The sequence below is a fragment of the Novosphingobium sp. BL-S-33 genome (genome assembly GCF_056857025.1).
Genome location: NZ_CM166475.1, coordinates 605043 through 628754 on the forward strand (window position 1 = coordinate 605043; position 23712 = coordinate 628754).

The following is a 23712-nucleotide window of genomic DNA, read 5'->3' on the forward strand; positions in this document are numbered from 1 at the left end:
GTTGCAACGTTGGCTGTTCTTCGGCCCTGGCATGCATAATTCGCCCTATGGTGTTGGACGCTCGCGATTGAACCGCAAGCCAGCGTGTACGGCCGCTTCGACACCGCTCTTGCGTGGCTTGCGCTTGGGTTTGGGAGCTGGAACCGCATTGGCAGCCCTTCTGCTCGCAACGTCGGCGCCCCCCGGCTCGACGGCTTTCAATGCCGGTGCCTTGGTTGAAACGGCCTTGTCTAGGACGGCCTCATCTGGCGTCTTCTTGAGGACCACTGCGTCCCCAAAGCCGATCCGGGTTGCGAGTTCTGCACGCTTTGCCGCGTAGTCGGCAGAAACTATCGGATAATCGGATCGCAGGTTCCAGCGCGCTCGGTACTCGTCCGCAGAGAGATTATGCTGGGTTCTAAGGTGCCGCTTCAGCGTCTTCTGCTTTGCTCCGCATTCGAGGCAAGTAATGCCATCGGGCTTCACTGACGTGCGGATCGAAACTGCCGGCACTCGTTCCGACACGGCAGGTTCCAGCTCCTTACCCAGCGAAGCAAGCGTGTCATAAACCGCCGAAATCAGCTGCGGAAGTTCAAACGTAGAAACCGTGTTTCTGCTGATGTGCGCTGAAACGATGTCCGAAGTCAGATCGAGAATTCTGCCTTGCACCATGTTAAACACCCCCTGTTTTACGAGCCATAAATCACGTGTTTTCCATCGCGAACACCTAAACCGTAAATGCTAAATGGCTCGACACAGCCGGCGCCGAATAACCCAGCCACGGAAGCGGGGCCTGACGACCGGGTCCCTCAATCGCAGGAGCTTGACTGGAAGCAGCAGCCGACGATCGCTGATCATCGTACCAGTATCTAATCGCATTTCCATAATCTATATTGATATTTCTATATAAAATTGGGCAATTATGGGGATGCAGATTTGGGCCTGCTGGGAAGCCTTCAGATCGGATAGGCGAGCGACAAACGCTCACCGACCCAAGGATGACGGATGAAGGCGCTTCCCGTTGGCGGACAGTGTACCGGTCACTTCTACTTTTGTGGTACTACCAATGAGATTCAGGTAGATACTACCCGTCCAGAAATCAGAGATTTCGTGGGAATCTATACGGGACGCATTTTTTCGTTGCACAGCGGCAAAGCGACGAGCGAGCGGAGGTTGAGGGACAGATGCTCAATCATCTTATCGCCCAGGTGTCAAACGACGCCGGGAATTGAGCCGGCGTATTGCCTCACGACGCAATGTTACCAGTCAATATTATGACGTTTCCATCTCGGCCGCACCTTCGCTCCCCGCCGCGGCGGGGAGCGAAGGTGCGGCCGAGATTATCCATTCCCCTTCGAGGATAAGGCTCTTCGCCCGGATAATTCGCCAAGCCTTCACCGACCTCTGAACGGTCCGCAGATGTCTGGCGTTGAAGGTTAGGGGTGCAATTCGGATCAATCGCTCAAGAATCTCCACTGCCGGCAGAGTGGGAGCCGCCGCCAGCCATTCCCGAATTTTCTCGGCGTAGGGATCGAGCATGCTGGGCTTTGGGGTTCGAGCCTTTCGGCGGATGTAGGGTCGTCGATGCGTCGAGCGTTCCTCTCCAGACTTCCAAACGGTCTCCAAACTGCTTGCAAAGCAGGGCAGATCGATTGCTGTTGGCTTTATCGGTTCTCTGGGCAATCCTCGTTGATCAACTCGCCGACCAAGATCCGCTTGAGCCGCGCGCATCGCCGCCAGCAGTACGACTGGATCCGCTGTCATTCGCATTTTTTCGAGCGCGGCTCTCGATAAGCGTGGAAGCTCGGCTTGTTCAAGGACGCGGGACACGGGCGTCACCGGTGGGTGATAACGTTTGGTGACCTTAGCGCCGATACGCTTCTTCTCGAGAAGCTTGAAAGAGGGCTGGAATAGATTCACGTGCAACCGAGATGCTGCGTAAAGTCTGGTCAGAGCCATGACGGCATCTTGCCCTTCGAAGCGACCGTATCCAACCAACCGGCGCACGATCGCACCGTTCTTCTGCTCGACCCATGCCTGATCGTTCTTCTTGTATGCCCGGGAGCGCGTAACCTCGAGGCCTTGGGATCTGCACCAATCGACCACGAGCTCATTCATGAACACCGAGTCATTGTCAAAGTCGACCCCGCGCAAGCGAAATGGAAAGAGCTCTTGCGCCTTGTGAATGGCCTCGATCACCAAGCCGCTTTCTCTCATCAGGACCGGGATACATTCCGTCCAACCTGTGGCGATGTCGGTCAGAACAAGCGTCTGTACAAAGGCGCCACCGGCGCTCACCCCGGAGTGAGCTACGAAATCTGCTTCGACATATCCCGGTAAAGGGGCGTTCCAGTCGTTGAATGTACGAACAGGTACCGCTCGTCGGATCGCTGAGCTGGAGCCAGGCCGTCTGCGTCGCCGGCCTGCAGCCACAATCCTTAATTCTGACAACAGCCGATCTATCGTTGCGGCGCTAACGGTGAGTAACTGCGTCCGGGTCTGTTCATCGATCACCAGACTCCCGTGTCGCTCAAGGGACGGCAGCAAAAGAGGAATCATAACCTTCAGACGCTTTGAGCAAACGCGGTCCGAGGTCTCCCATAGGACTGCCAGCGCGTCGCGTATGAGTGGGCCATATATGGCTCGTGCAACCTTAGGCTTTGGTCGTCCCGCGGGCTCCCGGAGCAACCGGATCGCATGCTTCCGATGATACCCTGTCACCGCGACGAACTCATCGAGGACGCGGCTCTTTTCAGACCAGGAACAAGCCCCGTACCGCAGCCTAATCGATTCCAGCAATTCCTTGCGCGTTGCCATGCTGATCCGCCTCAACATCCCGGGCTCCCTGCCATGCTCGCTCCGGGTTGCACTTTTGCTGAGGCAACGGGCATGGCGGGTAACTATTCAGGTGAGGCAATGCGGCCGGGGGCGACACGTAAAACTGCCCCCCCTCACATGGGGAGCTTTGTGTCAATCGTCGGTCTAGCTACGGCATTTGCTGTCTCTCGATATCAGATCCATGGTCTGAGCCTGTTGCAACAAGCGTCCCATCAACCGGTCCGCTCTAACCTCACATCCGGTCGCCGCTCATGCACGGCTACACCACAATCCCGCTTGCGTCGGGTTTGGCTCAGGAAAACGGGACCAACCTTTTTATCGGCAATCGAAGCCAAGGGGGATCGACGGTCCGTCTACCTGGATCCGGCGGGTGTCGCCCCGCAGGAAATCTTCTATGAGTACCCAGTCAGGCTGCTTTGAGGATTGCGCCCTTTGGCACGACGCCAGCGGAATTGAATTGCCACAGCGCGATCAGCAACTTGCGCGCGAGAGCCACTATCATCACGCGGCGGACGCGGCCGCCGTTGGTTCGCACCCGCTCCTCATACCAGAGTGTCAGTTCTGATGTTGGTTGATGTCGCAGCCACAGCCATGCGACTTGGATCATCGTGACGCGCAGCCGTTTATTGCCCGCTTTGGACACCCCTTGCTCTCGGTCCATCGCACCACTTTGCCACGGCGATGGCGCCAGTCCCGCATAGCTGGCGACCTGTCGTCGATTACTGAAGCTGCGGAACAACCCCTCGGCATGAAGCACGCCAGCGAATTCCGGGCCGATACCGCGCAATTGAAGCAGACGAGCGCTGGCCGACGCTGACGCTGGAGCCTCTTCGATCGCCGTGTCTAGTTCCAGCATCGCATCGCGTTCCCGCTCAACGTCTTTGATCTGCCCCAGAACCAACTCCAACCGGTCTAGCTCGCGCTCGATCTCATTCTTGAGATGGCGTGGCAACGGTCGTCCGTCGCCGGTAGTGAGCTCTTCCAACCGAGCCCGCCGGTTGGTGCGCAGCGGCTCGTAGTCGCCCACTCCTTGCGCGAACAGCAGGCCTTTCACTCGGTTAACGTGCCGGATGCGCTCGATCACCAGCGAGCGTCGCTCCCGGCAGATGCGACGGCGGTCTTCGTCTTCGACGCTTGGTACTGCGACCATCGCGCAGACCCTCGGCTCTCCACGTTTATAGGCGAGCAACGTACGGACCAGGGCCTCACCGTCGAGCTTATCCGTCTTCGCACGCCGACTCCGTCGCGAAGCCGCGATCGAGGCTGCATCGACGACGTAACTCTCGATTCCTTCGCACATGAGGCAACGGTGTATCCAGAAGCCGTCCAGTCCAGCCTCCTGAATAACGACCAATGGGTACTGCTTGCCGGTCCGCTCGCGCGCTTTGGCTTGTAACTGCGCGAACCGCTCGAGGAGGACAGGCACATCACCGCCCTTCACCTGGTGCCGCGAAATGCGCTCGCCGCGCCCCGGCAACAGAGACGTCACCAACCAAGTGGAACGGCTCAGCTCCAATGACACAAAGATCGCATTTAACTGAGTGCTGACGGCGGCATGGGATAAACCGGACATGGAGAGCCTCCTTGACGATAAAGCGGGGAGGTCAGTGTGCCTTAACTAGCGCCAACCCGCGCCCATGGGATCTTTTTTCATGCTCAAGCGGTTACGGAATTAAGCGACGGAGTGGCCTTCTGCAGAAGGGCACTCCGCCGCTTTTCGCGCAATCTATAGCTGTCACCGCATCAAGCTCGAGCATCGAATCTCTCCGCGCAGACACCGCGTAAACTGTCGCATTATCCAGGCTACCCATCAGTCCCTCCTCCTTCAGGAGGGGGCCCAGTTCTATTTCTCGCTACCGGCCCAGTTTTGCATGGCGCCTGACACTCAGGAGCAGATCGCAAACGAATCCAAGCAGCTACCGCGCCTAAATTCGAGAACCCCATTTTTGGCGAATCGCAGGCAGGCCCAAGAACGAAATAAGAGAAAATACTTTACTTTAGGGAAACCCATACTGAAGCCGCATACATGAGCTAGCGCACCCTAGTGATAATCGGATTTTATATTTACATATTATTGATAGATGTTATATTTAATTCATCCGCGTTGGGGTGCCGCAACCCTTGCCTGGCAAGGTCAATCGCATTGCCAATGGAGCTCAACTGCCCCCTTGAGTCTTCACGACGCGGTCAGGTGCACACCCCAGCTAGTCGCACGTAGCTGGGGTGTGCACTGTCGTTCCGAATCCATGCTCAATTCGGTAATGCCTTCGGACAATTTCTATTCGGAACCGAATAAACATTGCCGGATCGAAAAATCTTCTCGGGCAAAACGCCAAAAATGAAAGAATGTAATTTGCAGGCCGCCCATCGCCGGAGACGCCTTCATTCTTTTGTCCAGCGACCGTGTCACGTTCGCCCACGAGGATCAGCTCGACTCTCTGAGTGCCCGAATCCCCCCGTGCAGGAAGTTGCCAAATTTTATGTGGAATTGTTAATATAGGTTGTGGGAATTAGGCGAAACACTGGTACGATAGGTGATCGTCGGCCACACTCATTCAGGCTCCGACGGCTGAAGGACCTGGTGCTTTCGCCTGACGGAGCCGTGTTGTGAGCGATCTTCCAACCGCAAAAACGGATACGGCCATCAACGCCTCAGGCGAACACCAAGATGGCAGCGGCCATGCAGCAGTTTTGCTTGTCGAAAGCCTGATTCACGGCTTGATTGCGAGATCAATCATCGATGTCGCACAGGCCATAGAAATTGTAGAAGTCGCAATCGACGCCGGCATCGAGATTTCGTTGGAACGCGCGCAACCGATCAATGGGCATTCGGAATCGATTTCTCTGCTCAAGACGATTTGCTCAAGCCTCAAGCAGGATATCCCCAGATCCTGACGCCGATTGGCACCTTTTATACCGACCTGCCGAACATCACGCTCTCTCGCGTAACCGCCTGTGCAGGTAGTTCTCATCAAAACCCGCGATCTCTACCAGTTTGGCCGGGCTCTCGATATGCAAACTACCGCGCTCGAGCGACATTGCCCCTGCAAGCCGCAATTCCTTGAGAACGCGATTAAGGTGGACGGGGGTCATGCCCAACGAATCCGCCAATATAATTTGCGACAACGGCAGGGTTAGCTGAGTGTCAGGCGCAATTCCTATGTTCCTGGCACGAAGATAAAGTTCACACATCAAATGCGCCACACGCTCAATACTGGTTCGGCGCCCCATACTTGTTATCCAAGCCCGCATGGTGCCTTCATCAACAAGTTGCGACAAATACATCGCCCTTGCAATGTTGGGGCGTTCGTCCATCATCTCGTCCATGCGCGTACGATCAATGGTCGCCACAGAGGTAGGCTCGATGGTCTGGATACTGTGGTCCATGTGCGCGAGCAGACCGACGTGAAGATCGCAGGAGTCTCCCGGCATGAGGAATGCCAGGACCTGCCGCGCGCCGCTCGGCAAAATCTTATAACGAAACGCCCAACCGTCGAGGACAATGAACACCGGTCCGGGTCGGTCCCCCTCGCGGATCAGATCCTTTTTCGCGGCGATGACCTGAGGGTGCGACGTGGCAGCGCGAAGGATAGCGATATCCTCGTCGTTGAGTGTGGCAAAGCCGCGCAGCTTGTCGATGAAGCGATTGTTCATCCGGCACAATCCCACATCGCATTCGAAATTCATATTGTTTGATATTATTGATAATTGTTACAAACCAGCCCTCCTATCTCCCTCTGGATTGTCGCTACTATACAGTGGCCCACGGCGTTTTTGGACCGTGAATTTGGTCACAGCGCACTGCGCACTTGCATTTTCGCGAACTTTCCGAGGAAAGTGGAAATCTGAAAAGCACCGCGCCCTCGTCCCGCATCAACGCAGAACAGCCGAAAAGCGCTATACACCGACCCCAAGCCCAGTCGCGGCCCAAGGCAATAAGCAACACATCTCAATCAATATCAATTCTTATTGATACTTGTTTAGAAATTACCATTGGCCATATATCGAAATAAGCCGTACGCTCACAGTACGTTGTTTATATATTTTCCCTCACTACATCACCCTTTGGATGAGCCATCTTCTTCATCTAAGAATGATGACAGCGATGCGAAATATCTCAAAACCTTGCGGAGATGGATCACTTAAAAAGTGATCAACTATCATTGGTATTCGGTAGAAAGCAATACGATCATCTCTAATGTACTTTTTTGTAACTTCGTCATTATCGCCTACAAATTTGCAGTGGGCGGGGCGGAGCTGGTTGGTAGCTTCGAGTAAGGCCAGCGGGTCATCCAACCCTCTGCCCGCTGGCCTATTGTTGCTGCTCGGTTAGACGTTTTGGATGTCGGGGAAATCCGGACATTCCGATCAAGTTACCGGCGAAAGAATCCAAGGGGCATTCCTGCGCACTTCGCGCCTTCCTGTAACATAAGCCTCATTGAGATCGCCGGGACCGCGACAGCGCGGCGCCCCGGTTGCGAGTCAAATGTTCATCTCTGCGAGATTGTAACCTCGCTTATGTCGCCTCCCAATAAGGCGTAGCCGGGTGCAGCGCCGGCTGGATAGTCGCCCACCGGAAAGCCCATCCGAGAAACTGCGCAACGCTTTTTCGGAGACAATGTTGTCGTCCGCAATTTCGGCACCGATCCCGGCGCTCTTCGTATCCATGTCGAAACCAGCAATGGAAACGGAGTCGTTGCCGACTTCCTCGGCGCTCTTTTAACGCGAATCGATCACATACCGAGTGTGTCGGTCACCGAACGCGGCTCCAAAGTTCGAGGTGATGCGAAGGTTGCATACCGGCAGGGCGAGGTGCTTTAGGGCACTTCGCCCGACATCTGCTTGCGCTCTCGAGGCAGAAGTTCAGCAGCCATTTGGACAACGCTGAAAGCGGCCGGTAGACTTTTGGTTCTGGCGGATAAACGCCTCAACATCACGAACGCGGACGGGATATGGCTCAACGTCACGCCAACTGGTGTCCGGATTAAAGCGATTTCATCCATCCGCCAAGCCAATGCGGGCGGCGACACGCGCGGCCAGCGGGCATTCGTCGAGTGCGTCTTCAAGGCGATCAAGCAGCCGCACCAGATGGCCTGCCTCGGCGTCCAATTCCTCGGCGCATTCGCTAAGGGCCTTCCAAAGCGGTCCAAGAGCAGCGGTAAGCAACTCTCCCTGCGGCGTGAGGGAGAGGAGCCGGCGCCGGGCATCGGATTGATCGCTCGTGGCCTGGAGCAATCCTGCGTCTTCAAGCGCCCGCCTTGCCTGGCTGACCGAGACATGCGTGACGCAAAGCGCCTCGGCAATCTCGCCAACCGTCATCGCGCCGTTCATGACAATCTGGTTGAGAATGCCGAACCAGCGCTGCTCGAAGCGAATGCCCTGCGCCGCATAGATTTGTGCGGTTTCGCGGTCGAACCGATCGGAAAGTCGGCGTATGCGCGCGCCAAGGGCGGCCGCGCCAACGCTGCGACTATAGTCCGTTCGCTTGCCCGTCATACCAATGGCTCGGTGAGGAGACGCTCGGCGATAGCCTTAATCGCAGCCTTGCTCGCGGGCGTAGCCGAAACGTTGGTGAAGATTGCTATGCCGGTCGTCGAGGCAGGGTCGAGATAAACCGCGGTGAACACGCCGGGATCGCCGCCCCAATGGTTGATCCGGCGCTTGCCGAAGCCCTCCGATTCCATCCAGCCCAGTCCCTGACCGGTCACCCAGGTCGGCAAGCCGGGCGGGGCATGCATAGTCAGCATCTCGGACTGGTCGGCCGCCGTCAGGATCCGCGAGCCGTCCGCCATTCCGTTGTTGGCGGCCGCAGCTACAAAGGGCATGAAACCTGCGATGGAGGAGCGTAGCATTCCCACCGGAAAATCGGGAAATCCGACAGGTTCGGTGGGGACGATCTGATCGTCGACAACGTCGTATGGCGTGGCCATCAGCGGCTTGGGCGTGTCAGCGATGGTCCACGAGATGTGCCGCATGCCGAGCGGTTTGAACATCCGGCTCGCGGTGAAAGCACGCAGGTCCTCATCCGCGACCCGCTGCACTAGATAGCCGAGCAGCGCGTAACCGACATTGCAATAGTCATAGTTCGCACCCGGCGCAGCCGACGAGAAACTGCCAGTAGCCGAATAATGCTTACCGCCAGGCACCAGATAGTCGGTGAGGAAAATCCTCAGCGGCAGCGGCGAATCTCGGCCAATCGTCCGGAAATCGATGTTGTAATAGGTTTCGTCCGATATTCCCGACACGTGCATCAGCAGATGGCGAACCGTGATGGCGGCAATCGGATGGGCGGGATTGATAACTTTGAAGTCGAGATATCGATTGACGGGCGCGTCGAGATCAATCCGGTCTGCTTCAACCAGCATCATGATCGCGGTGGCAGTCACAGTCTTGGTGACAGAGGCGAGGTGAAACATCGTGTCGGTGGTCACGCGCCGATGTTGCGCGACATTGGCCAAGCCGTATCCCCGTACAAGGGCCACTTTGCCCGATCGCGCAATACCTACCGCCATGCCGGGGATCCTCCCGGCCTGAAGCTGCGCTTTCAAAAAGGCATCCAACGGATCGTCATTCGCCGTCACTGCCAGCGATGGCGATGCCGCGCTGACTATGGCCCCTGCCAGAAACGTTCGCCGGCTGAGAGGGAAGTTTTGCGCAGACTGACGATGGTTCGACATGTCGGGTACCTTAGATTGATCTATGTAGGCACCTACATTATTTGTCATCGAAGGAAAAGATCCCATGATGAGAGGTGGACAGCGGCCTGAGGGAAATCAGAGTCGGTTTGCTACCAACCTCTGTGCAAGGATTTGCCATATCAGCAGAACCAATCTCGCAGCCTGCCGCCATCCGTATTGATCTTGGCGCAATTTTCGTTTCGCTGGACTATCGAAATCGACGTGGGTGGTGACGTCGCTGTCCCCTGGCAGCGAACGGATGCCACGTCACTCGGTGCCCGACGGGGACCTGCCCGGATTGACGGCCTGTTTGGGCAGGCTCCGTGAGAAGGCGCAGGTTCGGGATGGTCGACTGTATCGTGTGGTGGTCATTCAGGAAGCGGGGCTTGATGGATTTTGGATTCATCGCGCGCTTGAGGCGGAAGGCTGGATCACAAGCCATGTGGTGGATGCCGCCTCAATTGCGGAATGCCGGTTAAAAGAAGATCTCCGTTCTCCTGAGCCACGTCCCCGAATGCGGGATTATGGTGCAGCCCTCCCGAGCGGCGACCGGATATGAGGTGGTACCGGCGAGGCATACCCGTCGGTAGTCGTGAACGGGCTCAGCTGGATGCCGATGCAACCGGGAGAAGTAAACCGACGAGAAATCAACCTTGACCCGCAACTCATCATTTGGGGGGCTATCGGTTAATTCCGATTGTGACCGCGAAGAACGGCGGATTCCGGGGTTATCACGCGGAGTTTGGGATGACGGGAAGCTTGACAGTTGGGACCAGGACGCAGGCGACTACGCTACGCTCAGGTGATCGTGTCGATCCGAGCAGTTTTGGACGTTGCCACCCGAGATTTTCGATGCGGATATTGAGGAGCGGGTGCACGGCGCTCCCGGTCTCTGCTCGCAAACCACCCAACGATAATGGAATTGGACAGAAGTTGCGGCGAGCCCGCTGTTTAATGCGGCGCGGGAACGTCGGAAACAAATTACTTTCGGTGAAGCTGTGTACCTGACAACGATCGAATTTCACCGGCGATCAGCCCTCACTCGAGGCACGGTAGGGGCATTACGCACCTGCAGAGGCTTATGGAAGTTTGGAGGCCGGCCTATTCGGAATGCCCGCACTACTTCCGCATCTGCATGGCGCAACTACGCCAGAATCTGGAGGATCACACGTGGCGGATTCGACCATTTTTTCAGAAACGACCATAAGCTCAGCGAGCGGAATGTGGCCGCATTGCTATCAATCTGTTTTGGTAATCGCAGCGCCCACTTCATTGAGTAAACTCTGCCGTCCACGCCTCTCTTCGCAATGTGTTGACCGCTAGGGTGCATGCGGATCGGCTCTTGTAGCCGCCACAATCCAGCAAGACCCGACCTGCTGAAATCAGCCGCCAATGCCAATCACCGCCGCCGGACAGGGTTGAAGTGAAACTCACCCATTCCGCACAGTAGACATCGAAATACGAATTTTTACGCGGCGCGCTTTTCTCACAAGGCGATGAGAGGCGATCAAATTCTTGATTATGCACGCCGTATCGATCAACAAGATCACTGACGTTGTCCTGAGCGATGTTCCATATGGGCATGGTCTTTATCTCACTTTTCTTGAGGAAGTAGAGTTCCACCACAAACCTGATCGGCGGCAGAAGCGAAATCTACCGACCCGTCCCGGTATTAAATATTAAGAAAATCTTGGCCGAAATGCGATTGCGGGTTTGGACGGTCGTGCAAACCAAATGCTTTCCGGCAGCAGTTACCGGCTTAATCGAGGCAATCGAGCCGATGACTTAAAGCACTGCTGTTGCACATAAGCTTTCGGCATCCGCTGTTCATCGCGCGCTCCCGCCAAAGAGGCTTAACCATCTAGGGTATTGAGGAACGCCCAAAATCCGCCGCTTTGCTTCGATTTTTTGTCGGCATTCGCGAAGATCGTCAACCAGTTGCTCTCTACCAGGCTGACCTGTGGCCTCGGCTAATCGCATAAGAGCGATCTGGTGCCGGAATAGAAGTAAATTGAGATCCACGATTTTTCTCCCTCAAGCGGGAGCACGGCGGTCTCTCAGTCACCGGCACGCTCGTTGACTGCCGCTGATGAATTTCATCGTAATGTTTTTCTCGCAAATGTCAATTTAATATAAATATTATTAAATTGTAATTCCGATTTTATCGAATTGATTTGGGAATGAACAACGCATACAATCTATCTAATCCTGTTTTAATGGGGAATATTATTCAATCGCATTTCCTGTACGATGAAATTTTTCTGTCTGATGCCATCCGTTTGAGGCGCGTGACAATGCGAGTAGACCAGCCCCCCGGCGGTCCCTCGATCATAACGAGAGTCTTGCGGTTGAATATTCCGGCACGCTCGCCTGCACAAGCGCGTCGGGCGTGATGCTATCGTCCTGCACGAACGTCCAACGCGCTTGCGCAGGCGTTCGATTCCCCAACGACGAGTGGGGCTCAAAATGGTTGTAGTCGCAGCGCCAGATCGCCAGCTTCCGGCAGGCGTCAGCCAAGCTGTCGAACAGTTCTTCGTTTAGCAGCTCATCGCGCAATGAGCCGTTGAAGCTCTCGATGAAGCCGTTCTGATGGGGCATTCCGAGGTCGATGTAATGCCACTCGACCTTGTTGTTCTTGCTGGCCCACTGCAGGATCGCCCGGCTCGTAAATTCAGTGCTATTATCACCGACAATGCAAGCCGGTTTTCCGTGCAGGCGAACCAGAGCATCCAGTTCGCGCGCCACCCGAGCCCCCGAGATACTGGTGGCCGCGGCCAAGCACAGGTTCTCCCGGCAGCAATCATCGTTGATCGCCATAATCCTGAACTTGCTCGACGCGCCAAACGTATCCGCGACAAAGTCCATCGACCAGCGGTCGCAAGGGCGAAGTGCCCCCGCCCCTGCCAGCGCGAGCAGAATCACGGCCGCCCTCGACGCCAGCCGTCCGGTGATCGAGGGCAGGATCGAGCCACGCACCGCGAAGGCAACTTCCCACCGGCCGGGTATGGGGCGAACGATCATTCGGGGGGATCCCCTTAGACGAACGCCGTATTTCCCGAACGGAGCAGGACCTCTCGCCGCACGTAGTCGACTTCATAGGCATCGGCGCGGACCAGATCCTCAGGCGTCAGCGTGAACACCATACCTTCAACAGCGTCGCGCGCATGCTCGCTACGTTCCACCATCGGATGCCAGCGCGCCGCTCTTGGCGATCACTGCGGGATCGGTGATCTCGATCATGCGCAGGCGCCAGCCCATCATGGCGTCAACTTCACCTTGAAGCACTCGTCCGAACAAAGCGCGCTGGACCTCGGGATCGCGCAAGGTTCCGTAGGAAAAGAGCTGGGCTGTCACGAAAGCGCCGCGTTCACGATCCGGGGCTGCGTGAAGTCCTCCATGCCCTCGATCCCTTGCTGACGGCCGATGCCAGACTGCTTGGCGCCGCCGAAGGGGACGTCGAACGGCAGATCGAGATGGCGATTGACCCAGACCGTGCCGCTTTCGATGCGCGAGGCGACCGCAATGCCGCGCTCCGCATCGGAGGTCCAGACCGTGGCGCCAAGGCCGTAATCGGTGCCGTTAACGCGGGCAATCACCTCGTCGAGGTCGTCGTAGGCCAGTACCGGCAGGACCGGTCCGAACTGCTCCTCCCGCACCAGTCGGGCATCGTCGGGCAAGTCGCGCACGATGGTGGGCGCAATGAAGTAGCCCTCCCCGCCAACCGGCTCGCCGCCCGCAACCAGCGTACCCTGACCGCGCGCTTCCTCGATGAAGCCCAGTACCTTTTCGTACTGCGCGCGGTTCTGGATCGGGCCGATAGTGGTCCCCTGCTCCAGCCCGTCACCGACCACGGCCTCCCCCGCCAGTTTGGCAAGGGCATCGCAGAGCGCGTCGAGCTTGTCACGCGGAGCGTAGACGCGTTTGATCGCCAGGCAGATCTGGCCGGAATTCGTGGTGGCGCCCGCGAAGATGCGCGGCGCGATCTGCGCGATGTCGGCATCGTCAAGCACCAGCGCCGCATCGTTGCCGCCCAGTTCCAGCGTGAAGCGCTTGAGCGTATCGGCCGCGCTGGCGAGCACCTTCTTGCCGGTCGGCGTCGAGCCGGTGAAGCTGACATGCGCCACGTCCGGATGCCCGCTCAACAGAGCGCCGAGGTCATTGTGATCGACCAGTGTCTGGAACACGCCAGCTGGCAGGATCGAAGCCGCGATCTCACCCAGCAGCAGCGTGGTCAGCGGCGTCGTCGGCGCGGGCTTGCCGATCACTGTGTTGCCCGTGATGAGCGCCGGGGCCATCTTGAGTACCAGCAGCAACAGCGGATAGTTCCACGGCGTGATCGCCGCGACCACGCCCAGCGGATAGCGTTGCTCGATGATCCGCTCACCTTCGGATTCGCGCAAGGTTCGCGGTGTAAGTTCCTGTTCTGCATAATATGCGATCGCCGCAACACTGGCCCCGACTTCGCCCCGCGCCTGCTCGATCGGCTTGCCCTGCTCCTGCGTCAGCAGGCGGGCAAAGTCCTCCGCCCGCTGCTCCATCGCAGTTGCCAGAGTTTCGAGATAGGCCCGCCGTCTCGCATAGCCGAGCGCCGCCCATGCCGGGAAAGCGCGCCGGGCCGCGGCGATTGCGGTTTCGGCCTGCGCGTCATCGGCGCGGGGCGCCGTCGCGAGGGGCTTGCCGGTCGCCGGATTGACGACTTCGAGCGTCTGGGTGCCGGCCACCAGCTGGCCGTCGATGAGCAATGCATATTCCATGGAGACTACCTCGGGACGTCGTCGGGGGGAGTGCCCAGATGGGCCAAGATCCGGCTCGCAGCAAGAGGGAGCGCTACTTGCTCCGGGCTGCCTTCACAAGCGCATAGCTGCTCACGCCGCAGAGCCCCAGCGCCAGTACGAACCCCGCCGCCGCGCCCATTTTTGCGCCGGTTGCCCCCGCCAGAAATCCCCCGAGTGCAAGGCCCAGCAGCGGTAAAAAAATGAGCGCAAGGCATCCGATGGCGATCACGTTCGTGCTTCCTTTCGCGGCGATCCGGCGCCTCTACGCAAGAGCGACTGAACCATACCTTGCAGGCACCTAGCGGGACATAGCCGTTGGTGAGCGATCCCGCTTGGCCTGGCTTGACATTGGATCCATTACTACCATTATTGGATCCAATAACGCAAAATCAGGAATGGATGATGGACGGGAAATCGACTTCGGATATCAAACCCACTTGGCCGGCGAATGCCTGGTACGTCGCCTGCACGCCGGATGAGATCGCCGACCGACCGCTCGGCAGGACCATCTGCGGAGAGCGGATGGTGATTTTTCGCGGGCCGGATGGCGATGCCACCGCACTGGAGGATTTCTGCCCCCATCGCGGCGCGCCGCTCTCGCTTGGATTCGTGCGCGAAGGGCAGCTTGTTTGCGGCTATCACGGCCTCACGGTGGATTGTCGCGGCAAGGTAGCCGGGATGCCCGGCCAGAAAGTCGGCGGCTTTCCCGCCGCCCGTCGCTTCGCGGTGATCGAGCGCTATGGCTTCATCTGGGTCTGGCCCGGCGATGCCGAGGCCGCCGCCCCCGCCAAGTTGCACCACCTCCCCTGGGCCGAGAGCGACGAATGGGCCTATGGCGGCGGCTACTTCCACATCGCCTGCGATTACCGCCTGATGATCGACAACCTCATGGACCTCACGCACGAGACTTACGTCCATGCCAGCAGCATCGGCCAGAAGGAAATCGACGAAGCCCCCGTGCGCACCCGCGCGGATGAGACCGAAGTTGTCACCAGCCGCTTCATGGAGGGCGTGAAGGCCCCGCCGTTCTGGCGCATGGCCTTGCGCGGCGCCGGATTGCCTGAGGATGCCACGGTTGACCGTTGGCAACTCTGCCGCTTCAGTCTGCCGAGCCACGTGATGATCGAGGTCGGCGTCGCACTGGAAGGCCATGGCGGTTATGACGCGCCCGATGAGGCGAAGGCATCGAGCATCGTCGTCGATTTCATCACGCCCGAAACCGAAACCAGCCACCACTACTTCTGGGGCATGGCCCGCCGCTTCGGCGTCGATGACCCAGCGCTCACCAACACGATCCGCGAGGGGCAGCACAAGATCTTCAGCGAAGATCTGGAAATGCTGGAAATGCAGCAGGCAAACCTGCTGCGCTGGCCGGAACGACGGCTACTCAAGCTCAATATCGACGCGGGCGGGGTGCGTTCGCGCATGATGATCGACCGCGCCATCGCCGCCGGGACGGCTTGATTTGACAGCGGCGAAAACCCCGCCAAAGACGAGGGATGGACGAGAGAGACGATCTTGATGAGATGAACGCGAGCGGCCGCCTCAAGCCCGGCCGCTACGTGATTATCTCGCTCCGACGCATGATCGCCAATGGCACCTTCAAGCCCGGCGAGCGCATCGGCGAAGTCGCCACGGCCGAAGCGCTGGGCGTCTCGCGCATGCCGGTGCGCACCGCCTTGCGTGCGCTGGAAGCCGAAGGGCTGGTCGAGAAGCTGGGCGCGCGGGGCTACACCGCGCGCGTAATGACCGCTGCTGATATCCACGGCGCGATCGAAGTGCGCGGCGTGTTGGAAGGACTGGCCGCCCGTCGCGTCGCCGCGCGGGGGCTTTCCGCGCAGGAGGAAGCGCAGTTCTCCGCCTGCCTTGCCGAAGGTGAGGCGATCTTCACTAAAGGGTACCTTGCCGCCGGTGACCTCGATCTCTTCCACGACTACAACCAGAACTTCCACGCGCTGCTTGTCGAGGCCAGCGGCAATCCGTCGATCGCGCAGGCGCTTGCCCGCAACGATCATCTGCCCTTCGCCTCGGCCTCCGCGCTGGCGCTGGAGAGCGATCCGGCCAGCGAATACATGCACTTGCTATCGGCTCATCACAATCATTGTGAAGTGATGGATGCGATCTTGCGGATGGACCCCGACCGCGCCGAACGCGCCATGCGCGAGCACGCCCGCGCCGCCGTGGGGAGCGAAAGGCTGTTTCGCCGCTTCCTGCCCGAGACCGCCTGAAAGAACATGGCAACCGACGGCGGAGTAAACGGGAGGACAGTCATGAAGCAGCCCGAAGATGTGCCGATGGCTTTCCAGGCGGCGTGGAACAGCCACGACATGGGTTCGCTGGGGGCGCTGTTCCAGGAGGACGCCACGTTCGTGAACCGTTTCGGGCACTATGTTCGCGGCGTGGCGGATATCGTCGAACTGCATCGCCCCATTCACGAGACGATCTACAGCGATTCCAGGTTGGAAAACGAGTTGATCGATGTCCTCCCGCTTGGCGAAGGAGCGACGGTCGTTCATTTTTGGAGCCGGCTGACGACCGGACCTGCGCATCCGGTAGGTCCGCATGCCGTGGATACGTTGATCCTTGCCGTGCTCACCAAGAGCAGCGAAGTTTGGTTAATCAAGGCCTTGGAGAATGTTACTCTGGCGAATCCGAGGACTGGAGAGCCCGTTCTTCGGCATGAAGTCGGAGCGCTTTAGCCTCGGCCAATTCCGTGCCGAATACCCCCGCCAACGATATGCGCCTCGTATTGAATTGACCGGAAGCTATCGAAATTGACCGCCGTCGCCCCTGCGAAGGCGGGGATCACGGGATTTGGGTGGCTGGTGTTTATATGGAGCGCGCGGTGCTGCCTGCTCAGTCCGCCCTCCGCCCCGCCGCTGTTCGCCGCAAGTTCACAAAGCGATCTCCCCCTGCATGACCGCCACGCAAGACCCCCGCAATGTCGCAACGATCCCATCCGGCGTTCGGCGCGCATCTACATGCAACAGGCTGGGCCGCCCCATTTCGACGCCCTGATGGATTTCAAAGCCCGCCTCCTGCGCTTCCGGTTCGAGCGACAGCATTAGGCAGGCCAGCGGCGTGTTGGCGCTGCCCGTGGCGGGATCTTCCCAGGTTCCGGAAAGCGGCGCGAACATCCGAGCGCGCAGCACCTGACCTTCCCTGCTGTAGACGTGGATCGCGAAACGGCTGCCGAATTGCGGATGGGCCGCCAGCGCGGCGCGGAACGCGGCCAGATCCGGATCGCAGCGCGACAGTGCTTCCCGGGCGACTTCCGCGATGACGAAAGCGTTTCCGTTTGAAGCGGCCACGGGCAGATGGTGCGTTGTCACCACGTCGGCCGGAGCCAGCCGAAGTGCCTGCGCGATGACCTCGGGCGCGACCGTGTCGCCGATAGTCAGCGGCTGCGGCGTTTCGATGGCTGCACCGATAACTGCGCCATCGGCATCGCGCTCGATCTGGACGTGCACAATTCCGGCGGGAACCTCGAATGTGGCCGCGTTCAAATCGGGGCGCTGATTCGCAAGAACGAAGGCTGTGCCGACCAATGGGTGCCCCGCGAATGCCATTTCCGCGCTTCGGCTGAAGATACGAACGCGGGCGGTGTTGGCGGAGTCGGCCGGCGGTAAAACGAAGGTCGTTTCGCTGAGATTGAATTCGGCGGCTATCGCCTGCATCATTGCAACATCAATCGCTTGGCCGCCAAAGACGACAGCGAGAGGGTTTCCGCCGAAGCGGATTTTGGTGAACACGTCGGCGGTAAAGAATGGCAATTGGGGCACGGCTTCGGTCCATTCGGTTCGGCAGAGCGCCCGCAATGCACCATGGGAAAGGACTTGTCTGCAATCTCCTGTTTCCATTGCGGAAATCGGCTTGCGGGCACGCATCTCAATCGCGGCTTTCGCGCCGAAACCGCAGTTTACCGCAGCTTTCGAGCCCAGTTTTGCGACGAATCGATAAGGTTCCCGCGCTTTCTTCGATCCGTCGCACCCATGCCACGGCCTGGGGAAAGAGCATGGCCAAGCCGCGATCGGGCTGCTTCACGCCGATCACCGACCGAATTCGGCGGTCCTGGCGGGTCGCCAGAGCGGGTCCAAAAAGAACAAGCGGGTGGCGTCGTTGAGCGGCAATCGGTTTTCTATTGTCAATTCATCTCCTGAAATCATGTCCATGACCAAGCAGATGTCGGCACGCCGCAATCCGGCGCGGGTTTTTGCTCAGGCGCTGTTTGCGCTGCTGCTGGTATTCGGCTTCTCGGGTCAGGCCATGGCAGCGCCGCTTCAGTGCGTGCCCTATGCCCGCGATCATTCGGGTATCGATATCCACGGCAATGCTTGGACCTGGTGGGAAAAGGCCAAGGACCTCTATGAGCGGGGCAGCACGCCGAAGATCGGCGCGGTGCTGGCGATGGCGAGGTCGGCGGCGATGCCGCTAGGCCATGTCGCGGTTGTCGAGAAGATCCTCGACGCGCGCCACATCCTACTCGACCATGCCAACTGGTCGTTCCGCGGCAAGATCGAGCGCGGGGCCTTGGCCGAGGACGTTTCGGCTGCCGGTGACTGGAGCCAAGTGCGCGTATGGTACGCCCAGGCAGGCGGCATGGGTTCACGTTCGAACCCGGTATCCGGCTTCATCTACCCCAGCAACGGCTGATCGGGCCTGCCTACCGCACCGCGATGCGCGGTTCCGGTTCGGCAGTGAGCGAACCCTTCGCAATACTGGTCTGGGCCAGCACACCCAGCAGGTAGCGCGCATATTCCGACTTTCCGAGGCGGGCGATGGACCGCTCGAACTCGCCCTCGTCGATGAAGCCGCGCCGGAAGGCGATCTCCTCCGGGCAGGCGATCTTCACGGCCTGCCGCTTTTCAAGAATGCGCACGAATTCGGCGGCGTCCATCAGGCTTTCGGGCGTGCCGGTATCGAGCCAGGCAAACCCCCGCCCCATCACTTCCACCGAGAGCGATCCGCGTTCGAGATAGACGCGGTTGACGTCGGTAATCTCCAGTTCGCCGCGCGCGGAGGGCTTCAGATTTGCGGCAATGTCCACCACCTGCCCGTCGTAGAAATAGAGCCCGGTAACCGCCCAGTTCGAGCGCGGCCGCGCCGGCTTTTCCTCGATCGACAGGGCATTCATCTGCCCGTCGAACTCGACGACACCGTAACGCTCGGGATCCTGCACGTGATAGGCGAAGACGCTGGCGCCGCTTTCGCGCTGCGCCGCGTCGGTCAGCAGGTTCGGCAGGCCGTGGCCGTGAAAGATATTGTCGCCGAGGATGAGCGCCGAGGGATCGCCGCCCACGAAGTCGGCGCCGATGACATAGGCCTGCGCCAGCCCTTCCGGGCGGGCCTGCACGGCATATTCCACTTCCATGCCCCACTGCGATCCATCGCCCAGCAGGTCGCGGAATGCGGGCAGGTCGCGCGGGGTGGAGATGATGAGTACTCGCCGGATTCCCGCCAGCATCAGCGTGGTGAGCGGATAGTAGATCATCGGCTTGTCGTAGACCGGCATGAGCTGCTTCGATGTCGCCAGCGTCATCGGATAGAGCCGGGTGCCGCTTCCGCCGGCGAGAATGATGCCCTTCATGCCTGTGCTCTCACCAATAAGGGAACGACGCCGGGCTTGCCGACCAGCCGTTCGACCACGGCCGCAAGCGACCACTGCCAGGAGGGCATGACGACGCCATGCACCAGCTTGATCCGGGAACTGTCCAGCCGGGCATCGGCGGGGCGCCGGGCCGGTGTGGGATAGTCCTCGGTGGAAATCCGCCGCACTTCGGCCTGCGGGCCGCCGAACCGGCGCGAGATTTTGAAAGTCTCCTCGGCAAGGTCCGCCCATGAGGCTTCGCCCGTCGCCGCCATATGGAAAGTGCCTCGTAAGGCGGGATCCGGGCTACGGACGAGATTGCGCGCGACGGTGAGCACGCCCTCGGCAATGTCGAGCGCGCTGGTCGGATTGCCGATCTGGTCGGAGACGACGGAGATTTCCGGGCGCTCGCCCGCCAGTCTCAGCATGGTCTTGACGAAATTGCCGCCGAACGGACTGTAGACCCACGCCGTCCGCAGGATCGCGGCGTTTTCGCCGTAGAGCGCGGTGACGCGGTGTTCGCCGTCGAGCTTGGTGAGGCCGTAGACGCCAAGCGGTGCGGTGGCATCGCTTTCGCGGCGGGGCTGGCCGGTCGTACCGGAAAAGACGTAGTCGGTGGAGAGATGGACCAGCGGCACGCCGAGTTGCCGGGCGGCCTGCGCAATCGCGGCGGCGCCTCGGCAATTGACGGCGTGGGCGGTTTCGGCATCGCTCTCCGCGCGGTCGACGGCGGTATAGGCGGCGGCCGAGACGATCGCATCGGGCGACGCTGCCGCCAGAGCGCGGATCGCATCGTCCGGCGATGCCGAGGCAAGATCGAGTTCAGGGCGGCCCACGGTCACAACTTCGACGCCGCGCGCCGGACCGCATTCGAGCAGGCTGCTGGCGACTTGCCCGCCGGTTCCGGTGACGGCCAGCCTCATGCCGCGACCACCGCGGGAAGGCCCAGTCGCTCGCCTTCGTAGCGGGCACGCAGTGGGCCCCACCACCACTCGTTATCGAGATACCAGCGGACGGTTCGTGCAAGGCCGGTCTCGAAAGTCTCCTGCGCGCGCCAGCCGAGTTCGTTCTCCAGCCGGGTGGCGTCGATGGCATATCGGGCGTCGTGCCCGGGCCGGTCGGTCACGAAAGCGATCAGCCGTTCGCGCGGCACCTCGGCAGGGACTAGTTCGTCAAGGATCGAGCAGATCCGGCGGACAACGTCGATATTGCGACGCTCATTGCCGCCGCCGACATTGTAGGTCCGGCCCGGTCGGCCGCGCTCAGCAATGCAGTCGAGCGCGCGCACGTGATCCTCTACATAGAGCCAGTCGCGCACGTTCTCCCCGCGCCCGTAGACCGGCAGGTTCCGTCCGGCGAGCGCGTTGAGGATCGTCAGCGGGATCAGCTTTTCGGGGAAATGATAAGGCCCGTAATTGTTCGAGCAGTTCGAGACGACAACCGGCAACCCGTAGGTGCGGTGCCACGCCTTGGCGAGATGGTCGGACGCGGCCTTGGATGCCGAATAGGGCGAGCTGGGATCGTATGGCGTGTCCTCGGTGAACAGCCCTTCCTCGCCCAGTGTGCCGTAGACCTCGTCGGTGGAGACATGGAGGAACCGGAACGCCGCGTGCCGCTCCCGGTCCAGCCCGGCCCAATAGCCGCGCGCCGCTTCGAGCAGGGCGAAGGTTCCCATCACGTTGGTTTCGACGAACGCCGAAGCTCCCGTAATCGAGCGGTCGACATGGCTTTCGGCGGCCAGATGCATGACCCGGTCGGGCCGGAATTGCGCGAAGGCGGCATCCATCGCTGCGCGGTCGCGAATGTCGGCCTTTAGGAAGCGGTAGTTCGGGCGCTCCGCCACGGCGCGCAGCGAGGCCTCGCAGCCCGCATATGTCAGGGCATCGATGTTGAGCACATCGAACCCGCGTTCCAGAACGAGATAGCGAACGAGCGCCGATCCGATGAAGCCGGCCCCGCCGGTGACGATCACGCGCATCGCAGTGCCTCCTTGCCAGCCCCAAGAGCTTTTGGGCGGGCGGCGGGATTGCTCAAAGTGGGAAGCGCCCGGTCTTTCGCGGACAGCGTTTCCGGATCGGCGATATCCGGCCAGGCGACGGCGATCGCCGGATCGTTCCACGCCAGGCCGGTGTCGCATTCGGGGCTGTAATAGTCGGTCACCTTGTAGGCCACCACCGTATCGGGAAGCAGTGTGCAGAAGCCATGCGCGAACCCGGGCGGGATCCAGAGCTGCTTCCCATTATCCGGGTCAAGCGTTTCCGCGATCCAGCGGCCGAATGTGGGCGAGCCTTCGCGAATGTCCACCGCCACATCGAACAGCGCGCCGGCGGTGCACCTGACCAGCTTGCCCTGTTGATGCGGCGACGTCTGGAAGTGCAGCCCGCGCAGGGTTCCCTCCCGCGCGCTCAGTGACTCGTTATCCTGCACGAACATGGCGCCGTCACAGTGCTGGGCGCAGATGTCGGCACGAAAGGTCTCCATGAAATAGCCCCGCGCGTCCTCATGACGCCGGGGCGTGAGCAGCACAGGTCCGGCGATGTCGTACGTGGTGACGTGCATTTTGACCGGATCCTCTGAATTCTGCCGGCAGTAACGAAGCGCCCCGTGCCCTGTTCCGACGCGGGACGTGCTCCGATCTCTACTCAACAAAACCGGATATCAAGCGCCTTGCCAATTCCGCGCCGACGGACCTCTTTACTCGATCCCGAAAGGGGCCTTCCGAAAATCGCCCTCTGCTTATTGCCGGGACCATGAAGGCAATACTCAGAGCGATCGCCTCTCGTGATAATCGGCACCGTGCATGGTACCGGATGCGGCGCCCGAAAAGCGAGAAATTCGATAATTCGCATGCACCTTGCGGCTACCCGTTGCTCCACGACCTCTCCTCAAAATGGGCTACAAATGGACGCATTGCGATAAGATAAAAGAAAATATACAGTACGCATTCGGATATCTAGAATACGCACTGCTGGGCGGAGCAGTATATACGGCCACCTCGTCTGAGGCGCTGCACAATTGGCGCATTGGAAAACAGAGGCTTTCCCAAAATGGCTACCGCAGTTTCCCTTGCTATCAAGAATGCACTCGTGCGCGAAGGTGTGCGCCGCATTCTGTCCGATTCATGGTTCGAGATTGTCGAGACGGTGGACCATCTTCGCGAATTGGATGCGGACTTGTCCGCTTCGGCGGACATCCACATTCTGGTCATCGACCGGTCGCTGCTCGGCGTGGACGGTGCAGCCACCGTGGCGGCCACTCTCGCCAGTTTTCCCGATACGCGGATCGTCACGCTGGTGGACTCGTTCGACTTTTCGCAGATGGTCGCGATCTATGCAGCCGGGGCGCATGCCTACTTCCTGGACCACGTGCCCTATCAGGCGCTGGTGGCGATGATGCAGATGGTGGCCATCGGGCAAAAGGTGGCACCGCCGGAGCTGGTGGACCTGCTGGGGAACATGCTGCTGGTCACTAGCCATTCGCCCCAGAACTCCAAGGTCGACAGCTACAACCTCAACGAGCGGGAGCGGATGGTCCTTGGCCATCTGGGGCAAGGGTTGCCCAACAAGGCCATCGCGCGCGACCTTGGGGTCAGCGAGTCGGCCATGAAGGCCTCGGTCAAATCGATCCTCAAGAAGCTGGGCGTTCGCAACCGGACGCAGGCTGCCGTCATGGCGCGCGAGCTGTCGCTGGGTAAGCCATCGCGTCAGCCGGGCGAATCGGTGACCGTGTGCATCGACGACGCGGTTCAGGCCTAGGCTGCGTTCGTCAGGCGAATCCCGCGCCCACAAGCAATTCGCCATTCCAATCCCGTTATCGAACCCAAAACATGGGGTAATCGCGGTACGATTCGCCCTTA

22 protein-coding genes and 2 pseudogenes are annotated in these 23712 nt (G+C 59.7%); 7 read left to right on the forward strand and 17 right to left on the reverse strand.

All coding sequences use genetic code 11. The features are described from left to right. Positions 1–45 precede the first annotated feature (45 nt). From AC1VVM_RS19435 to AC1VVM_RS19445, 3 genes are all read right to left on the reverse strand, one after another. Complete coding sequence (locus AC1VVM_RS19435; RefSeq protein ID WP_482905423.1) at positions 46–651, reverse strand: Ros/MucR family transcriptional regulator; 606 nt, start codon at positions 649–651, stop codon at positions 46–48. A 600-nt stretch (positions 652–1251) separates the two neighbouring features. Beyond that, positions 1252–2493 carry an integrase catalytic domain-containing protein gene (locus tag AC1VVM_RS19440; protein ID WP_482957134.1) on the reverse strand — a complete coding sequence of 414 codons (1242 nt, stop codon included), beginning with the start codon at positions 2491–2493 and terminating at the stop codon, positions 1252–1254. Positions 2494–3223: 730 nt separating this feature from the next. Further along, positions 3224–4390, reverse strand: a complete 1167-nt coding sequence (locus AC1VVM_RS19445) for an IS110 family RNA-guided transposase (RefSeq protein ID WP_482905801.1) — start codon at positions 4388–4390, stop codon at positions 3224–3226. 1034 nt (positions 4391–5424) lie between these two features. On the opposite strand from AC1VVM_RS19445, the gene AC1VVM_RS19450 reads away from it, so the two are divergent. After that, on the forward strand, positions 5425–5712 hold the full coding sequence (locus AC1VVM_RS19450) for a hypothetical protein (protein WP_482905424.1): 288 nt from the start codon (positions 5425–5427) through the stop codon (positions 5710–5712). Between the two features lie 36 nt (positions 5713–5748). Here the strand turns inward: AC1VVM_RS19450 and AC1VVM_RS19455 are convergent, their stop codons facing one another. The 3 genes from AC1VVM_RS19455 to AC1VVM_RS19465 all read right to left on the reverse strand — a co-directional run bounded on the left by AC1VVM_RS19455 (position 5749) and on the right by AC1VVM_RS19465 (position 9494). Next, positions 5749–6471, reverse strand: coding sequence for a Crp/Fnr family transcriptional regulator (locus AC1VVM_RS19455; protein ID WP_482905425.1), 723 nt, complete (start codon positions 6469–6471; stop codon positions 5749–5751). A 1341-nt stretch (positions 6472–7812) separates the two neighbouring features. Then, positions 7813–8313 carry a MarR family winged helix-turn-helix transcriptional regulator gene (locus AC1VVM_RS19460; protein WP_482905426.1) on the reverse strand — a complete coding sequence of 167 codons (501 nt, stop codon included), beginning with the start codon at positions 8311–8313 and terminating at the stop codon, positions 7813–7815. Further along, a complete protein-coding gene (locus tag AC1VVM_RS19465; RefSeq protein WP_482905427.1) occupies positions 8310–9494 on the reverse strand; it encodes a serine hydrolase domain-containing protein in 1185 nt (394 codons plus the stop codon). The genes AC1VVM_RS19460 and AC1VVM_RS19465 overlap by 4 nt, the downstream gene beginning before the upstream one ends. 137 nt (positions 9495–9631) lie before the next feature. On the opposite strand from AC1VVM_RS19465, the pseudogene AC1VVM_RS19470 reads away from it, so the two are divergent. After that, positions 9632–9969 (forward strand): annotated as a pseudogene (locus tag AC1VVM_RS19470) (IS110 family transposase); the annotation flags it as partial. A 794-nt stretch (positions 9970–10763) separates the two neighbouring features. Here AC1VVM_RS19470 and AC1VVM_RS19475 read toward each other — a convergent pair. The 6 genes and pseudogenes from AC1VVM_RS19475 to AC1VVM_RS19500 form a co-directional block, all read right to left on the reverse strand. Beyond that, entirely contained in the window at positions 10764–11117 is a 354-nt protein-coding gene (locus tag AC1VVM_RS19475) for a YegP family protein (RefSeq protein ID WP_482957135.1), read from the reverse strand. 705 nt (positions 11118–11822) lie between these two features. After that, a pseudogene (locus tag AC1VVM_RS19480) lies at positions 11823–12377 on the reverse strand (integrase core domain-containing protein); the annotation flags it as partial. Positions 12378–12529: 152 nt separating this feature from the next. Continuing rightward, positions 12530–12679, reverse strand: coding sequence for a gamma-glutamylcyclotransferase family protein (locus tag AC1VVM_RS19485; RefSeq protein WP_482957136.1), 150 nt, complete (start codon positions 12677–12679; stop codon positions 12530–12532). Then, positions 12666–12848, reverse strand: coding sequence for a gamma-glutamylcyclotransferase family protein (locus AC1VVM_RS19490; RefSeq protein WP_482957137.1), 183 nt, complete (start codon positions 12846–12848; stop codon positions 12666–12668). Before AC1VVM_RS19490 ends, AC1VVM_RS19485 begins: the two co-directional genes overlap by 14 nt. After that, positions 12845–14248, reverse strand: coding sequence for an aldehyde dehydrogenase family protein (locus AC1VVM_RS19495; RefSeq protein ID WP_482957138.1), 1404 nt, complete (start codon positions 14246–14248; stop codon positions 12845–12847). The genes AC1VVM_RS19490 and AC1VVM_RS19495 overlap by 4 nt, the downstream gene beginning before the upstream one ends. A 73-nt stretch (positions 14249–14321) precedes the next feature. Then, complete coding sequence (locus AC1VVM_RS19500; protein ID WP_482957139.1) at positions 14322–14498, reverse strand: hypothetical protein; 177 nt, start codon at positions 14496–14498, stop codon at positions 14322–14324. 173 nt (positions 14499–14671) lie between these two features. On the opposite strand from AC1VVM_RS19500, the gene AC1VVM_RS19505 reads away from it, so the two are divergent. Genes AC1VVM_RS19505 through AC1VVM_RS19515 form a run of 3 tightly spaced genes read left to right on the forward strand, consistent with a single transcriptional unit; the run spans position 14672 to position 16968 of the window. Further along, positions 14672–15733 carry a Rieske 2Fe-2S domain-containing protein gene (locus tag AC1VVM_RS19505; RefSeq protein WP_482957140.1) on the forward strand — a complete coding sequence of 354 codons (1062 nt, stop codon included), beginning with the start codon at positions 14672–14674 and terminating at the stop codon, positions 15731–15733. 35 nt (positions 15734–15768) lie between these two features. Next, complete coding sequence (locus AC1VVM_RS19510) at positions 15769–16497, forward strand: GntR family transcriptional regulator (RefSeq protein WP_482905432.1); 729 nt, start codon at positions 15769–15771, stop codon at positions 16495–16497. Between the two features lie 42 nt (positions 16498–16539). Continuing rightward, a complete protein-coding gene (locus AC1VVM_RS19515) occupies positions 16540–16968 on the forward strand; it encodes an SgcJ/EcaC family oxidoreductase (RefSeq protein WP_482957141.1) in 429 nt (142 codons plus the stop codon). Positions 16969–17163: 195 nt separating this feature from the next. Here AC1VVM_RS19515 and AC1VVM_RS19520 read toward each other — a convergent pair whose 3' ends face one another. Next, positions 17164–18156 (reverse strand): PhzF family phenazine biosynthesis protein, encoded by a 993-nt coding sequence (locus AC1VVM_RS19520; RefSeq protein ID WP_482957142.1) that lies wholly within the window; start codon positions 18154–18156, stop codon positions 17164–17166. Positions 18157–18439: 283 nt separating this feature from the next. Here AC1VVM_RS19520 and AC1VVM_RS19525 point away from each other — a divergent pair, with 283 nt between their 5' ends. Next, positions 18440–18922, forward strand: a complete 483-nt coding sequence (locus AC1VVM_RS19525; protein WP_482957143.1) for a CHAP domain-containing protein — start codon at positions 18440–18442, stop codon at positions 18920–18922. A gap of 10 nt (positions 18923–18932) precedes the next feature. Here AC1VVM_RS19525 and rfbA read toward each other — a convergent pair whose 3' ends face one another. From rfbA to rfbC, 4 genes are read right to left on the reverse strand one after another with little or no spacing between them, the layout of a single operon-like run. After that, positions 18933–19856 carry a glucose-1-phosphate thymidylyltransferase RfbA gene (gene rfbA, locus AC1VVM_RS19530; protein WP_482957144.1) on the reverse strand — a complete coding sequence of 308 codons (924 nt, stop codon included), beginning with the start codon at positions 19854–19856 and terminating at the stop codon, positions 18933–18935. Beyond that, the gene (gene rfbD, locus AC1VVM_RS19535; RefSeq protein WP_482957145.1) at positions 19853–20779 is read right to left on the reverse strand and encodes a dTDP-4-dehydrorhamnose reductase; all 927 of its coding nucleotides are present in this window, start codon (positions 20777–20779) and stop codon (positions 19853–19855) included. Before rfbD ends, rfbA begins: the two co-directional genes overlap by 4 nt. Further along, on the reverse strand, positions 20776–21834 hold the full coding sequence (gene rfbB / locus AC1VVM_RS19540) for a dTDP-glucose 4,6-dehydratase (RefSeq protein WP_482957146.1): 1059 nt from the start codon (positions 21832–21834) through the stop codon (positions 20776–20778). Before rfbB ends, rfbD begins: the two co-directional genes overlap by 4 nt. Continuing rightward, on the reverse strand, positions 21825–22415 hold the full coding sequence (gene rfbC, locus AC1VVM_RS19545) for a dTDP-4-dehydrorhamnose 3,5-epimerase (protein ID WP_482957147.1): 591 nt from the start codon (positions 22413–22415) through the stop codon (positions 21825–21827). The genes rfbB and rfbC overlap by 10 nt, the downstream gene beginning before the upstream one ends. A 488-nt stretch (positions 22416–22903) precedes the next feature. Between rfbC and AC1VVM_RS19550 the strand changes: the two genes are divergently transcribed. Next, the gene (locus tag AC1VVM_RS19550; RefSeq protein WP_482957148.1) at positions 22904–23611 is read left to right on the forward strand and encodes a LuxR C-terminal-related transcriptional regulator; all 708 of its coding nucleotides are present in this window, start codon (positions 22904–22906) and stop codon (positions 23609–23611) included. Positions 23612–23712: the final 101 nt, after the last annotated feature.

Coding starts and splice junctions, on each gene's coding strand:
- AC1VVM_RS19435 (WP_482905423.1), bottom strand. CDS start 651: ATGGTGCAAGGCAGAATTCTCGATCTGACTTCGGACATCGTTTCAGCG.
- AC1VVM_RS19445 (WP_482905801.1), bottom strand. CDS start 4,390: ATGTCCGGTTTATCCCATGCCGCCGTCAGCACTCAGTTAAATGCGATC.
- AC1VVM_RS19455 (WP_482905425.1), bottom strand. CDS start 6,471: ATGAACAATCGCTTCATCGACAAGCTGCGCGGCTTTGCCACACTCAAC.
- AC1VVM_RS19460 (WP_482905426.1), bottom strand. CDS start 8,313: ATGACGGGCAAGCGAACGGACTATAGTCGCAGCGTTGGCGCGGCCGCC.
- AC1VVM_RS19465 (WP_482905427.1), bottom strand. CDS start 9,494: ATGTCGAACCATCGTCAGTCTGCGCAAAACTTCCCTCTCAGCCGGCGA.
- AC1VVM_RS19485 (WP_482957136.1), bottom strand. CDS start 12,679: ATGGTGGAACGTAGCGAGCATGCGCGCGACGCTGTTGAAGGTATGGTG.
- AC1VVM_RS19495 (WP_482957138.1), bottom strand. CDS start 14,248: ATGGAATATGCATTGCTCATCGACGGCCAGCTGGTGGCCGGCACCCAG.
- AC1VVM_RS19505 (WP_482957140.1), top strand. CDS start 14,672: ATGGACGGGAAATCGACTTCGGATATCAAACCCACTTGGCCGGCGAAT.
- AC1VVM_RS19510 (WP_482905432.1), top strand. CDS start 15,769: ATGGACGAGAGAGACGATCTTGATGAGATGAACGCGAGCGGCCGCCTC.
- AC1VVM_RS19515 (WP_482957141.1), top strand. CDS start 16,540: ATGAAGCAGCCCGAAGATGTGCCGATGGCTTTCCAGGCGGCGTGGAAC.
- AC1VVM_RS19520 (WP_482957142.1), bottom strand. CDS start 18,156: ATGCGTGCCCGCAAGCCGATTTCCGCAATGGAAACAGGAGATTGCAGA.
- AC1VVM_RS19525 (WP_482957143.1), top strand. CDS start 18,440: ATGACCAAGCAGATGTCGGCACGCCGCAATCCGGCGCGGGTTTTTGCT.
- rfbA (WP_482957144.1), bottom strand. CDS start 19,856: ATGAAGGGCATCATTCTCGCCGGCGGAAGCGGCACCCGGCTCTATCCG.
- rfbD (WP_482957145.1), bottom strand. CDS start 20,779: ATGAGGCTGGCCGTCACCGGAACCGGCGGGCAAGTCGCCAGCAGCCTG.
- rfbB (WP_482957146.1), bottom strand. CDS start 21,834: ATGCGCGTGATCGTCACCGGCGGGGCCGGCTTCATCGGATCGGCGCTC.
- rfbC (WP_482957147.1), bottom strand. CDS start 22,415: ATGCACGTCACCACGTACGACATCGCCGGACCTGTGCTGCTCACGCCC.
- AC1VVM_RS19550 (WP_482957148.1), top strand. CDS start 22,904: ATGGCTACCGCAGTTTCCCTTGCTATCAAGAATGCACTCGTGCGCGAA.